At 42.3% G+C, this 14911-nt stretch carries 10 protein-coding genes; 8 read left to right on the top strand and 2 right to left on the bottom strand.

Features of this window, described 5'->3' with window-relative positions:
* Positions 1–142: 142 nt before the first annotated feature.
* From mutL to IPM48_02280, 8 genes are all read left to right on the top strand, one after another.
* Complete coding sequence (mutL, locus tag IPM48_02245) at positions 143–1936, top strand: DNA mismatch repair endonuclease MutL (protein ID MBK9270391.1); 1794 nt, start codon at positions 143–145, stop codon at positions 1934–1936.
* On the top strand, positions 1933–2535 hold the full coding sequence (locus tag IPM48_02250; protein ID MBK9270392.1) for a rhomboid family intramembrane serine protease: 603 nt from the start codon (positions 1933–1935) through the stop codon (positions 2533–2535). Before mutL ends, IPM48_02250 begins: the two co-directional genes overlap by 4 nt.
* A 1-nt stretch (position 2536) precedes the next feature.
* Positions 2537–3421, top strand: a complete 885-nt coding sequence (locus IPM48_02255; protein ID MBK9270393.1) for a rhomboid family intramembrane serine protease — start codon at positions 2537–2539, stop codon at positions 3419–3421.
* Positions 3418–4464, top strand: a complete 1047-nt coding sequence (locus IPM48_02260; protein MBK9270394.1) for an endonuclease/exonuclease/phosphatase family protein — start codon at positions 3418–3420, stop codon at positions 4462–4464. Before IPM48_02255 ends, IPM48_02260 begins: the two co-directional genes overlap by 4 nt.
* 7 nt (positions 4465–4471) lie before the next feature.
* Positions 4472–6214, top strand: coding sequence for a hypothetical protein (locus IPM48_02265; GenBank protein ID MBK9270395.1), 1743 nt, complete (start codon positions 4472–4474; stop codon positions 6212–6214).
* A 107-nt stretch (positions 6215–6321) separates the two neighbouring features.
* Entirely contained in the window at positions 6322–8265 is a 1944-nt protein-coding gene (locus IPM48_02270; GenBank protein ID MBK9270396.1) for a tetratricopeptide repeat protein, read from the top strand.
* 343 nt (positions 8266–8608) lie between these two features.
* Complete coding sequence (locus tag IPM48_02275) at positions 8609–11674, top strand: M1 family metallopeptidase (GenBank protein MBK9270397.1); 3066 nt, start codon at positions 8609–8611, stop codon at positions 11672–11674.
* Positions 11675–11680: 6 nt separating this feature from the next.
* Positions 11681–12457, top strand: coding sequence for an enoyl-CoA hydratase/isomerase family protein (locus IPM48_02280; GenBank protein MBK9270398.1), 777 nt, complete (start codon positions 11681–11683; stop codon positions 12455–12457).
* 9 nt (positions 12458–12466) lie between these two features.
* Here IPM48_02280 and IPM48_02285 read toward each other — a convergent pair whose 3' ends face one another.
* Both IPM48_02285 and IPM48_02290 read right to left on the bottom strand, forming a co-directional pair.
* Entirely contained in the window at positions 12467–13072 is a 606-nt protein-coding gene (locus IPM48_02285) for a TIGR04282 family arsenosugar biosynthesis glycosyltransferase (protein MBK9270399.1), read from the bottom strand.
* Between the two features lie 91 nt (positions 13073–13163).
* Positions 13164–14414 carry a S8 family serine peptidase gene (locus IPM48_02290; protein ID MBK9270400.1) on the bottom strand — a complete coding sequence of 417 codons (1251 nt, stop codon included), beginning with the start codon at positions 14412–14414 and terminating at the stop codon, positions 13164–13166.
* Positions 14415–14911: the final 497 nt, after the last annotated feature.

Raw genomic sequence — 14911 nt, forward strand, 5'->3', positions numbered from 1 at the left:
TTGAGGGCTTTATTTTTTAGAGGCTTAAAATCTGATCCCGGCTTCCTTTTTAAGTGCTAACTTTGTAGCTCTGTGGACACAAACTGGACAATGATTTTAAGATTTTTCAAAAACTTTCCATTTTTCCTTCAACACTTCCCCAATGGCCGATCTCATTAAGTTATTACCCGATGGGGTGGTCAATCAGATTGCAGCGGGAGAAGTGATTCAACGACCTTCCTCTGTGGTTAAGGAATTGTTGGACAATGCCATCGATTCAGGTGCCACTGAAATCAAACTTCTGGTAAAAGAAGCCGGCAAATTGCTAATCCTGGTCCAGGACAATGGTTGCGGGATGAGCCCAGCAGATGCCCGAATGGCTTTTGAGCGGCATGCTACTTCCAAAATCAGGACATCCAATGATCTTTTTGGGATCCGCACCATGGGATTCAGAGGCGAAGCCATGGCATCCATGGCTGCTGTGGCTGAAGTGGAATTAAAGACCAAACGGGCTGAAGATGCTGTAGGGACCAGAATCTTGATATCGGATTCAAAAGTAAGAATTCAGGAGCCTTGTGCCTGCATTGACGGGACTCAGGTTTCAGTACAACATTTGTTTTATTCTGTTCCTGCCAGAAAGAAATTTCTGAAGTCTGATTCGGTCGAATTGAGACACATACATGATGAATTTGTTTCTCTGGTGCTTGCCCACCCCGAGATTTCCTGGAGTTATAACAATGGCAACAATGAAGTGTATAATTTGTCTTCCGGTGGATTGAAGCAGAGAATCGCAGGGATCTTTGGAAAAAAATACCTGGAAGAACTTATCAGTTTAGAACAGGATACCGAAGTCGTGGGCATTCGTGGATTTATTGGAAGTCCCGTCCTCGCTAGAAAATCCAGGGGAGAGCAATTTCTTTACATCAACCGAAGACCCATCAAAAATCACTATCTCAACCACGCCATCTCCTCTGCTTATGAAGAACTCCTGGCCTATGGCAATTATCCCTTTTATGTTTTGTTTTTGGAAATGGATTCACAGAAAATTGACATCAATGTGCATCCCACCAAACAGGAGATCAAGTTTGAAGACGAGCGCTTGATTTATAATTTTTTAAAGGTTTCTGTCAAATACGCACTTGGAAAAAGTGTTCTTACACCCGGTCTTGATTTTGACAACGCCAGCCCTGGACTGGATCAAATGATTGGTGGTGGAAACTCCCTTATGAGAAGGACTTTCGAATCAGCGCCACCTTCGTCAAAAGCCAACTGGAAAGATCTTGCTTTTCCCGCGGCGGACAGGGATACCGTTCAAAAGCGTGAGGAAACTATATTTAATGGTCAAGACCCAACCATTGGACAAGGTATTTTTGCATCCAGTTCCGGTTTGGACAATCACTGCATCCAGATTTACGATTCATACATCCTTTTGCCCAATGCCAATGGGCTTTTATTTATTGATCAACAGGCTGCCCACGAGAGAATTCTCTATGAATCTTACCTGAAGAACATGAAGGACCAAACATTTGAAAAACATCGATTGCTTTTTCCGCAAACCATGCACCTCAACAAAAGCGACGCAGAACTCATGCAACAGATGATGCCACAACTCAATGCCGTTGGATTTGACATTGAAGATTTTGGAACAGGCTCCTTCATAGTGCACGCCATGCCTGCGATGCTGGAAGGTAAATTCAATGAAATCACTATCATCAAAGCGACTCTGGAGGAATACAAGTCCAATTTGGAATTTGATCTCAGCCCAAGTGAAAATGCGGCCCGCTCCCTGGCCAAATCTTGTGCCATCCGAAAAGGAAGACCCATGGGGCAGGAGGAAATGAGCTTGTTGGTGGAACAACTTTTTTTATGCGATGCACCACAGATAAGCCCATTCGGAAAGCGCACCAGCTTTCAGATTAAAATGTCAGATTTTAAGAAAAATTTTTATGCCTTATGATGCCTATCACCGATGCAGTTAAGTATTTGCTATTGATCAATGTTCTGATGTTTGCTGGCACCAACATGCTGATGGGAAGCGACAAATACATTCTGGCTTTGTTTTATCCGGAAAGCGATTATTTTAAACCCTGGCAGGTGGTCACCCACCTCTTTATGCACGCCAATCTATCCCATCTGATGTTCAACATGCTCTCCTTATTTTTTATAGGACCGCTCATGGAAAAAACATTGGGCACCCAGCGATTTTTGAGCTTTTATTTTTTGTGTGGATTTGGAGGAGCCTTTCTTCACACCCTGATCAAATGGTATCTCATTCATTATATGGGAAATTACGAAGAAGCAGGAATTCCGGCGCTTGGAGCATCCGGTGCGATTTTCGGATTATTTATTGGCTTGGCCTATTTTTACCCCAATCTGGAAATGTATCTGATGTTTATTCCGGTTCCCGTCAAGGCCAAATACATTGCCTTTGTCCTGATTGCTGTGGATCTATTTTTGGGTGTAGGAGGATTTAAAACCGGTGTAGCCCATTTTGGTCATCTCGGCGGAGCTTTGTTTGGTTTTTTAATGTTGTATAAATTTTACAGACCGCGTTAGAGTGTTTGAAGAATTAGGGAAAGATATAAAATACCAGATCAGAACGGGAGGAATCATTACCCGTCTGATCCTTTTTTGCATTTTGATTTTTTTTCTGCTCAATCTGTTGCGATCATATTATATGATCAGCGATCGCGGTGTTGACACCGGCGACTTCAACCTGTTGCTAAAATATGTGGCCATGTCTTCAGATCCCAAATTTGTGCTGCTGCACCCTTGGGTTTTGATCACCCATCTATTCGTTCACATGGGTTTGTTTCATCTTTTATGGAACATGGTAGCCCTTCATTGGTTTGGAAGAATTGTCGAAGACCTGATCGGAAGCAAACATCTTGGTTTGATTTTTTTCGAAGGAGGCTTGGCCGGAGGTATTCTGTTTATGTGTACCGCCTGGTTGGTTCCATGGTTGTCAGGAGCAGATCTCGCATACGGTGCTTCGGCAGCAGTGATGGCCTTGCTACTTGCAGCTGCTACGATTTCGCCCAATTATACCATACGATTGCTTTTAATCGGACCAGTTTCCATTAAATATCTGGCTGCTGCTTTGATCCTGATTGATTTGATCTTTGCAGGTCAAAACTCCAACAGCGGTGGCCGCGTCGCCCATTTGGGTGGTGCTTTGTTTGGATATTTGTATATTTTTCTTCTGAGAAGCGGAATAAGCCTTGACCCAAGCCAATGGTTTGGATCTGATGCGGACATTAAAGTGCAAAAGAAAAAAGCGAAAGTGGTGCATGAAGAAAAAAAGAAGTTTACCAAACCAATTCCAAAGGATCCTTCCGATCGCCTCGATGTGCTGTTAGATAAAATCCGGCAGCATGGATTGGATTCTTTGACAGAAGCAGAAAAAAAAGAGTTGGATCAAATCAGTCAGTCAAAGCCATGATCCATTTTTTGTTTTCTCTCAACATAGTCTGGGGACTAATCTGTCTGATACTTTATCTGGTGGTGGGAGTGGATCCAAAAAATTTTTGGTTGTTTTCCATTTCCAGTTTATTGATCCCTGTCAGTTTTGGAATCAACATCTTCTTTATTTTTATCTGGTTGTTTGTAAAATGGAGATATGGAATCCTTTCTTTGATTATTTTATTGCTTGGATATGGTCAGCTGAATAAATTTATTTCCCTCAACGAGGCAAGTGATGTTCCAAAATGCAGGACCAATGGATTCAGACTCATGAGTTTTAATTTGTATGGTTTGAAAAATACCAAAGATCCCAATGAACAAATTCAGTTGGCCAAAAAAAACCAGTTTCTGGGTTTTTTAAGGAAAACAGAACCGGATGTTTTTTGCGTCCAGGAAAACAACTTGTTTGCAGATAAGATCATCACAGAAACAGGATTGTTTAAGTACGTGCATTATTCCATCAAACACGGTGCGGCGATTTATTCTCAACACCCGATCATGGATCAGGGTATCATAGACTTTGGAAAAATGACCAATTCCTGTGTCTGGGCGGATATCATGATCGAAGGCAGACGGTTGAGGGTTTACTCCACCCATCTGGAATCCAACAGAATCTCAAGCGAGGTCCATCAACTTAAAGACAATGAAGAAGAAGATCAGGAGGAAAAATTGGGATTGATCAGAAGCATGGTGCGGAAATACAGGAGAACTTCCGTCAGGCGGGCGAAACAAGCAGATCTGATCGAAATGCACGCTTCACAATCCGAAATCCCCGTCATTATCGCGGGTGACTTCAATGATACGCCGTATTCTTATGCCTACCGCAGATTGGGCCACAACAGAGCTGACAGTTTTTTGGAAAGAGGATTTGGAATAGGGACTACTTTTGTGGGTTTAATTCCTGGATTGAGAATCGATTTTATTTTGGCGGATAAGAAAGGAATCGAATTTTGTAAACACCAGGTTTTGCAAACACCATTTTCAGATCACAATCCGATCTTGGCTGAGATTTATTCAAAATAATTTGCCCATGAGATCCGCTTTTACATCCATTGTATTGATTGTTTTTTTTGCAGGTTCAATGCTAAATGTCCAGGCTCAGATGTCTTTTCAAACTAGCTTTGAGAAGGATACTCTGCAAACCACTACTTACGAAGATTGCATCCTATTTTATCAAAAACTAGAAATTCATTTCTATCAACTTCATGTAATAAACATTGGGGAATCCGACACAGAGGAACCCCTGCGCTTGGTGGTGATCGATCGCGATGGATTGGTAGATCCCTCTGAAATCAGAAAAAAAGGAAGAGGTCTTGTCCTGATGAACCATGGGATCCATCCAGGAGAGCCGGAAGGCATTGATGCGGGAATGATGTTGGCTAGGGACCTTCTGATCCATCCGGAAATGAATCGATTCTTGGATTCTGTAAGTGTGCTGATGATTCCTGTGTACAATATAGGCGGGAGCAAGCTCCGCAATTCGCTGACCAGGGTCAATCAAAACGGACCGAAGGAATACGGCTTTCGCGGCAACCGAAATTATCTTGATCTCAACCGGGACTTCATAAAGGCTGATGCAGAAAATACGAAGAGTTTCCAAAAAATGTTTGTCCATTGGGAACCGGATGTTTACATCGAAACTCACACCACCAACGGCGCTGATTACCCTTACCGTTTGACCTTGCTGGGATCCCAAAAAGACAAACTCAGTGCGCCGGTGGCTGAATTTATGTACAAAGATTTTTTTCCGCATTTGTACCGCTCGATGGAGCTCGAAGGAGATCCCGTCTGTAGGTATGTCAATACCGATTCAAGTCCAAGAAATGGTTTAAACGGATTTATGGATTCGCCTCGATATTCCTCGGGCTATACTACCTTATTTCACACCGCTTCTTTTCTGATCGAGACCCACATGCTCAAACATTACAAACCCAGGGTGCAAAGTACGTATCGCCTTTTAAAACACGGTTTGGAATATTTGTACGCCCACAAACACAAGTTGCTCCTTGCCCGTCAATCTGCTTTTGAAATAGACTTTCAAGCCAAAAAATTTTGTTTGAAATACCAAGCTTCAAAAAATCAAACCGATAGCATTTTGTGGAGTGGTTACGACACCGTCATGGTGCATTATCCTGAATTGGGTCTCAGCCTCCACCGATATGATCCAATGAAATCCTATACCATCAAATTGCCATGGAAAGACCGCTTCGAATGTGCCGGAGAGGTCGATATCCCAAGTTACTACTTGTTGCCGAGAGCTTATCGCGCGGTGGCAGAAAATCTCAAACGAAATGGGGTAAGGCTCGATACATTGAAACGGGACAGCCTGGTCGAGGCCTGGTATTATAAAATTGAAAAGACCAAACCAAGCAATTCGCCGTACGAAGGACATTTTTTGCACCAGGAAGTCCATACCATCAAAATCAAAAGCTCATTCCCATATTTCAAAGGAGATTATATCATCTCCACAAAGCAAAAAAGTCTGAGGTATCTGATGACTGCATTGGAGCCGGGCAGCACAGATTCCTATTTTGTCTGGAATTATTTTGACGGAATTTTACAGAGAAAGGAATATTTTTCAGATTACCTCTTCGCCCCTTTGGCTGAAAAATTATTGACAGAAGATGAAATTCTGAGGGCCAATTACCAGAAAAAATTAAGAGATGATCCTGAATTTGGAAAATCCGATGCGCGCAGATTGCAGTGGATTTACCAACAATCCAAGTACGCTGAGCCCTATTATTTAATTTATCCGGTAGCCAGAATCGAATAGACGCATGAATTATACTTCTCATATTGCTTCATGCAGCTATCTTTGCGCCGGAAAATGAAAAATTTCTAAAATCGCCATAAAATATTGTTCAACCAAGCAGAATACCGATGAATACAATGATCCAAAAAATCCTCCACAATCGGAACATCCATCTGATCGCAGTGGGATTGATTTCTTTTTTATTGTATCTGAATACAACAGCCAATCAATTTGTTCTGGATGATTTTATAGTCATCAAAAACAATGAATTTACCACCAAGGGAGTCAGAGGAATCCCTGATATTCTGCGATACGACAGTTTCAGGGGTTTTTTGAAGAGCGAGCAATCTGCATCTGCCGTAACGGGTGGAAGGTACAGGCCATTTACTTTGGTCTTTTTTGCAACGATGTGGGAATTGTTCCCCGACAATGCGATGGTGTTTCACCTAATGAATGTGATTTTCTTTTCCCTTCTGTGTTTGGTCATTTATCTTGTCCTCCATCAATTGTTGAAACTAAATTTTCCGGAACAAGCCAGACCGTTGGCCTTCCTGACTGCTTTGTTGTTTGCATGCCATCCGGTTCACACCGAGGTGGTGGCCAATGTCAAAGGATTGGATGAGATTTTCTCTCTCTTGTTTTCCTTACTCGGTTTTCATTTTATTCTGAGAGGTATTGATCACAACAAATTGTCGGAATTCTTCAAAGCATTGATACTATTTACCGTCGCCATGTTTTCCAAAGAAAATGCGGCTCATTTTCTATTGCTTTTTCCGATCGGAATCTTGTTTTTTAGAAAGACTACATTGTCACAGGCATTCAAATCAGTCTGGCCTGCATTGACAGGATTTGCTTTGTACATGGCGGCAAGGATCGCGGTGATCGGTTTTACTTTGTTTGAAAAAGGACCGATGGATATGATGGTCAATCCATTTTTAAAATACCGCGGCACAGAGTTGATTGAAGCGAGTACTTCTGAAAAATTGGGCATGATTTTCTATTCTCTTTTAAAATACCTGGGTCTTCTGATTTTTCCACATCCCCTGACACATGATTATTTCCCAAAGCACATTCCTTTGATCAAACTCCAGTCTCCCATTCCATTACTTTCTTTGTTGGTTTATATGTTGATTGTTTTCTTTGTTTTGAAATTTTGGAAGACCAATAAAATAGCAAGTTATTCCATCCTTTTGTTTTTATTTCCCACCCTATTCATTAGCAATTTATTTTTTCCGATAGGTACTCCCATGGGAGAGCGTTTTATTTTTAGTTCGTCGTTAGGGGCCTGTCTGTTGTTTGCATTTTGGATGTTAAAGGGTATCAACAGTATCAAGTGGAATACGCTGAGTTTTTCTTTTCTATCGATTATTCTGGCTTTGTTTTCCTATAAGACAGTTGCGAGAAATTTTGTTTGGAAAGACAATTACACACTTTTTTCTACCGACGTCAAAGTATCGTCCAATAGTGCAAAAGCCCATAGTTCTTTGGGATTTGACAGGATGAGTAAGTTCAGGGAAACCAGGGATACCGCCTTGGCTTCAAAAATCTTAGACGAAGGAATACTGCATCTCGAAAGAGCTGTGGCGATCAATCCAAGAGAAACCAGTTGTTATCATTACCTGGGGAACGCTTATTACATGAGAAGAAATTATTTAAAAGCCATTGAATATTACAACCGTTATATTGAGTTTATTCCAAACGATTACGATATTTTGAAAAATCTCGGAGTGGCCTACCGGGAAGAAGGCCGAGCAATGGCTTTAAAACAAAATGATCTTGAAACCGCTTTGGATCATTTGTTCAAATCCTTGCAATTGAACCAAAATGATGCACGCACCGTGGAGTCCATCGGAATCGCATATGGTGCGATGGAAGAATTTGATCAGGCTCTCAATTATTTACACAAAGCAGCGGATATGGCGCCCAGAGACGCTTACATTGTAGTAAATCTGGCCAACACTTATTATAAAAAAGGAGATCGGATGACGGCCACCGAATACATGAAAAAAGCTTATCAAATTGATCCCAAACTTGGCAATAAACTGAGTCAGACCCAGAAAGAGTTTTTTTAATGCTGAGTTTAGATAGGCTAAGTTTGATGCATGGTGTGGAGATAGGCTAAGTTTGATGCATGGTGTGGAGATTGGCTAAGTTTGATGCATGGTGTGGAGATTGGCTAAGTTTGATGCATGGTGTGGAGATTGGCTAAGTTTGATGCATGGTGTGGAGATTGGCTAAGTTTGATGCATGGTGTGGAGATAGGCTAAGTTTGATGCATGGTGTGGAGATAGGCTAAGTTTGATGCATGGTGTGGAGATAGGCTAAGTTTGAAACTTAGCCTATCTCCACACCATGCCATTTAAAATAAGCCCATTCAGCTCTGGACATCGTTCAAATTCTCCCTACTTTTGTAGAATGAATCTTTATAGACGCTATTTAACAATTGTCTTAATCTTCAGTTGGATTATTGGAGTTTCCCAGGATAAATCTGGCTATTTTCAGCAAAAATTGTCTTATGACATAGAAATTCACCTGGATGATCAAAAGCACGAATTGGCAGGAAATATCAGCATCCGATATCAAAACAACAGTCCGGATGTCCTGGACAAAATTGGTTTCCATCTTTGGCCCAACGCTTACTCTAAAAAAAACACCGCTTTTGCCAGGCAAAAACTTCTTCACCGCAGTTTGAAATTTTATGAAGCGGAACCTGAGCAAATGGGTGGTTTGGACAGTCTATCCTTCACTGTAGATAATTTTCCTGCACGCCTGGAGTGGGTCAAAGGAAATCCTGACATGGCCTGGCTGATCCTTCCTAAGGCTTTAAAACCAGGACAAACAATTGAAATAAAAACTCCATTTACATTAGATATTCCCAATTCTTTCAGTCGGCTGGGGCAGGCGGATCAAACCTATCAACTGACGCAATGGTATCCCAAACCCGCGGTGTATGATCGGAAAGGATGGCATCTGATGCCTTATTTGGATCAGGGGGAATTTTATTCGGAGTTTGCTGACTACTCCGTCAAAATCAATGTGCCGTCATCCTATCTGGTGGCTGCAACAGGTAGCTTGCAGAATCTGGAAGAGAAATCTTATCTCTTGCAAAGAAGTGAAGACAGCAAAATCGCCATTGAATCCGGCAAGGACCTAGTTTTCCCCGATGGATCGGATCAAAACAGAAAAACCCTGCATTATCTCGCGAAGGATGTTCACGATTTTGCCTGGTTCGCAGACCGGAAATTTTATGTGCAGCTTGATACCTTGCATTTGTCCGATCACAAGGTCGTGGAATGCTGGACCTTTTTCAACGATCGCGAACTGTGGAAAAATTCAGTTTCTTTTGTTAAGCGGGCCGTCCAATTTTACTCGGATTATGTAGGCGAATATCCTTATCCACAGGCTACCGCCGTCGAAAGCGCACTAAGCGCCGGAGCAGGCATGGAGTATCCCATGATTACCGTCATCGGAAGTGCGGGTAGCGAATCTTCTCTCGATGAAGTGATCACCCATGAAGTTGGACACAATTGGTTTTACGGCGTGATCGCAAACAATGAAAGAGATCATCCCTTTATGGACGAAAGCATAAATTCCTACTATGAAAATCGCTACATGGATCAATACTATCCGGTTCGCATGGAATTTTCAGGAATTCCATTCTCACGATGGTTTGGCAGAGTGGATGCAGAACAATTGGGTTATCTATTGATGGCGAGAAATTATTTGGACCAACACCCCGATCAAAATTCTGAAGAAATCCTAAGCATCAATTATGGGCTCGATGTATATAGCCGCGCTCCCAAGCAAATTGCGCAGGCAGAGCGCTTGTTGGGCACAGATAAATTTGATCAGATCATGCAGACTTATTTTCAAAGGTGGAAATTCAAACATCCATATCCGGAGGATCTGTACGAGATTTTCAAAGAATTGAGTCCGCTAAAAATGGACTGGTTGTTTGAAAAACTCATTCATAAAGACCAGAAAATTGATTACGCCATCCAGGATATCAAATTAAAGGAGAATTTGGTCCAGTTGAAGATAAAAAATAAAACAGCTGTAAACACTCCTTTGCACTTATCAAAAATGCATAGAGATGAAATTGTTTTTGATACTTTGGTAGATGGATTTGCTGGTTGCAACATCATCACCCTGAAAAAAGATTCGACAGATCAATTCCGCATTGATGCCAGAGAAGAGACCTACGAATTGTACAGACACAACAATAGCATTCGCACCACCGGTTGGTTTAAAAAGACAGAGCCCTTTAAATTTAAAATTTTGCCTGCGTTGGACGATCCTTATCGCAATGAAATAGGGATTACCCCGGTGTTTGGATACAATGCATACGATGGAGGAATGATTGGCTTGTTTTTTTCGCAACCCTGGTTACCACCCCGATCCTGGCGATTTAATCTTATACCACTTTATTCGATCAGGACCCATTCTTTGGTGGGATATTCTCAATTTTACCTCAAGCGATTTTTTACAGAAAGCCAAATCCATCACTATCAAATCGGTTGGGATGCAAAAACCTATCATTTTGATCAATCGAATTTGCACAAACCACTCAAGTTGAGGTACTATCAGCTTAGCCCTTATCTGGAGTTTGCTTTCAGGACCAATCTCTCCAAACTTCTGGAAAGCAAGTTGAGGTACTCCTTTCATTGGATTCACGATGCAGACGCAACGCAAATGATTGGAGATACTACGTTTTATATTGGACCGGTGCGCAAGTCTTACATCCACGAACTCAAGTACTATTTCCAGGACCCCCATATTCTTAGACCAAGATCGTTTGAGCTGTTGGCACAATTTCAATCCTACCGCATTTTAGGAAGACAGGCGAGTTATCTGCGAGTGGATGCAGCGTTCAACCAAAAATGGATGATACAGAAGAACCGCTATTTTGAGATGCGTTTGGCCAGTTCATTTTTTCCTCATAACACCGAACGCGAATCGAGATCATTTGCCTCTCGGGACGAAAACATTTTAACCAGAGGCAGTGCCGGAGCATCGTTTCAAAATTACCACGATTATTCCAATCAGGAACCCTTCATCGGGAGATCTCATTACGACGGAATTTGGTCACAACAAATCGCATGGAGACAGGGCGGAATGAAAATAGCCAATGGCATTGCCCAGCGCAACAATCTCGGCAACACCAACAGTTTTTTAGCGGCCATCAATCTGAGCTCGGATCTACCGGTGAAAAGAATTGGAAAATACATCAGACCGTATTTTGACATGGCTTATGTGCATAGTTATGATGCCAGCGATCCTTCCTGGCTGGCCAGTGGCGGCATCAATTTGAGGTTAATCGATCGGTTTGTCAATCTTTATTTTCCGGTCTGGCACAGCAAAGCCATTCGCGAGTTGTATCAATCAGACCATAACAACAATTACTGGAGGCAGATCACCTTCTCTCTTCGATTTAAAATCAATGGGATTTCTGATCTGGCCCAATTTATTACAATAAATTAAATCATCATGTCCACCATTTTTTTGGAAATAAAAGAAAACGTTGCTTACATCAAACTCAATCGACCAGAAGTATACAACAGCTTCAACCGGGAAATGTCATTGGATCTACAAAAAGTGCTTGATCAATGTGGATCTGATTCCTCCATTCGCGCGCTTTGGATCAGTGGCGAGGGCAAAGCTTTTTCTGCAGGGCAGGATCTCAAGGAGGCCACCGATCCGGATGGCCCTACCATACAAACCATTCTAAATACACATTACAATCCACTCATTGAAAGGATCAGAAGCGTTCCCAAACCGGTTATTGCTGCCGTCAATGGCATTGCTGCCGGTGCGGGTGCCAATCTGGCTTTGGCCTGTGATGTGGTGGTGGCATCCAATGAGGCTTCCTTTATTCAGGCTTTTGGAAAGATCGGACTTATACCGGATTGTAGTGGCACGTTTATGCTGCCCAGATTGATTGGCTGGGGGAGAGCAGCTGCATTGATGATGACCGGGGAGAAAGTAATGGCTGAGGAAGCTTTAAGAATGGGAATGATCTACAAGGTGTATACCGCAGATCAATTTGAAGCAGAAAGCAAACTGCTGGCGCAAAGTCTGGCAGCAATGCCCACCAAAGCCCTTGCCTTCACCAAATTTGCCTTAAACGAATCGTTCCACAGTTCACTTCATGTACAACTTGCCAATGAATTAAAATATCAAATCATGTCCGGAGAAACTTTGGATTTTAAAGAGGGGATCAATGCTTTTCTGGAAAAAAGAAAACCGGTTTTTAAAGGACAGTGAAACAAAGATTCAATGGATTTTATTGGCGTATTCCAAATATGCCTTCCAGTCCTCTAAATGATCTATGTCTGCCAACATATCCAGCGACTGATGCGAAAAATTGAGTGCATCAAGGGTCTCAATGGTTTCCCGGTATAAAGTATCAGTACTCCAGTTTTTATTGAGAAACAATTCAGGTATTACTTTCTTCATACCAATCAGATAATATCCTCCATCGTTGGAGGGCCCGATGACCACATCGACTTTGTCCAAAGCGTCCATGGCCTTTAGAATTGCTGCGCTGGTCAAATAAGGACAATCGCTTCCTATCAGCAGCATGCGTTCGCTGGATTGCTCTTGATCTTGAAATGCTGTCAACATGCGCTTTCCCAAATCTCCTTCCGACTGTTTCATTTTGAAAAAGTGATTATTGGACCACTCATCGTTCACATCAATAAAATCAGAATAATAGAGGCATTTTGTATGGGGCAAATTCAATACAGACGCTCTGGTAATTGTCAAGAGTTCGCGATAAATAGATAGCGCTTTTTCAGCTCCTGTCACTTTTTCAATTCTGGTTTTGACCTTACCGGCAATTGGATTTTTAATGAAAATGATCAATACATCTTTTTTCATAATGGAAAGAACTAAAAATTTTTGGACCTGCGCTGTACTAAAAAAAATCCCCGTCGGAAAGACAGGGATTTTAATTATTTGATGTGTCAGTTTATCGAACCGCAATTTTGTAACTCAAACCACCGTTGGAGACCGTCCCATTCTGATTGGGTCCTGCCTGTATGTTGTGCATGATGCCTGCAACATGAGGAGCGGCCATCGAAGTACCACTCATGGTAGCGTATGCACCTCCTTTATATGTAGAATAAACCGAAGATCCGGTGGCGATCCAATCGCAAGGCGGAATTCCAAAATTGGAAAATGACGACCAGCCTTTGGCACAGGTCATAGAGGCGATGGTATGCAGGTTGGCTGCATTGATACATGCCGGAGTATAAAGCGTAGCACTCGCAGAAGAATTTCCGGCCGCGATGGCTACTCTGGTACCCGCATTGCTCATTGCAGTCAGAGCTGAAACATACGAAGAATTGGTCGCGCAGTTGCTTCCCCAGTAACCTCCAAGACTAATGTTGACCACGTCACCTGACTCATCATTGGCGGCGATATGATTCAAACCGGATAAAATGGCGGACGTTGTTCCAGAACCATTGCATCCAAGAACCCTCACCGGCACAACACGTGCACCTGCTGAAACTCCGACCACTCCAATGGAATTATTGATCGCTGCAGCAATGCCTGCACAATGGGTTCCATGACCGTGACAATCATCCGGGGATTTGGATCCTTTGACAAAAGATTTGGCAAAGCTACTGCTGGTTTCAACATTTAAGTCCGGATGGTCCAGATCGATTCCGGTATCCAAAATCCAAATCCATTTGCCTGAACCGCTTCCATCCGCAGATCCACCCGCATTGCTGATGCCGCATGGTGTTTGCTGATTTCTCAGACCTGGACTTAAAAATTCAATCGAAATGTCAGGTAAGCGAATTTCCATGTCCTGCTCAATGATTTTGATATTGGGATTGGCGAGCAAACTCTCCAATTGATTTTTGCTGAGGACAGCAGAAAATCCCTGGAATAGTTCAGCATAAATCTCAAGTACAGACTCTTCACCCACCCCGATGGACTGAAGGAGTTCCTTTGCTTTCGTCTTCACTATTTCCATTTTGCGCTCCGCAAGAATCGGCCTGTCCAATCTGGAGAGGCTGGCAGGATTGATCTTGGGTAACTCAACGACACCATCCTTAAACAATACAATGTATTGGTCAGGAATGGCTCCTTGCTCCGGCTTCAGAAAAGCAGCAGAATATTCATTGGCTGGATCGTGCTTGCATGCACCAAAAAACAAAATTGTGATAAAGCACATTACCACAAAAAGTTTAGAAGTTTTGTCTGTTTTCATCTCTTAGACTTATTTAAATGTGATAAAAAAATGGATTCCTTGCAAAGCTAATCATTTCTAATTACTTAAGTCAAGCTAATTTTACCTCACCGCTATCTTATAATAGATTCCTTCAAATGACACCGTACCGTTTTGGATTGGATCATCTTGTCTTTGATGGAGAATGCCGGCCAGATGATTTGCCGCCATGGAGGTCCAATTCAAAGTGACTTATCCCCTCCCAAGTAGTTTGAATAAACTGAAGTGCCAGTTGCTACCCAATCACAGGGGGATCTCCGAAATTTGAAAAAGACGACCATTCTTTGTTGCAGGTCGTAGAGACCTTTGAAAAATCAGGAAGGCGGGATTCAATTTCCTGCTCTATCATTGGGATGTTAGGATTGGTCAACCGTTTTTCCAAAGTGGATTTTTAGATCAACGCTGAAAAACCCTGAATCTGACCCATTCAATTTTCTTTAAAACAAGAATGGGACGCATTGCTATTGGGAGATTGGCAG

This window comes from Saprospiraceae bacterium, assembly GCA_016715965.1.
Taxonomy (GTDB): Bacteria; Bacteroidota; Bacteroidia; order Chitinophagales; family Saprospiraceae; genus Vicinibacter.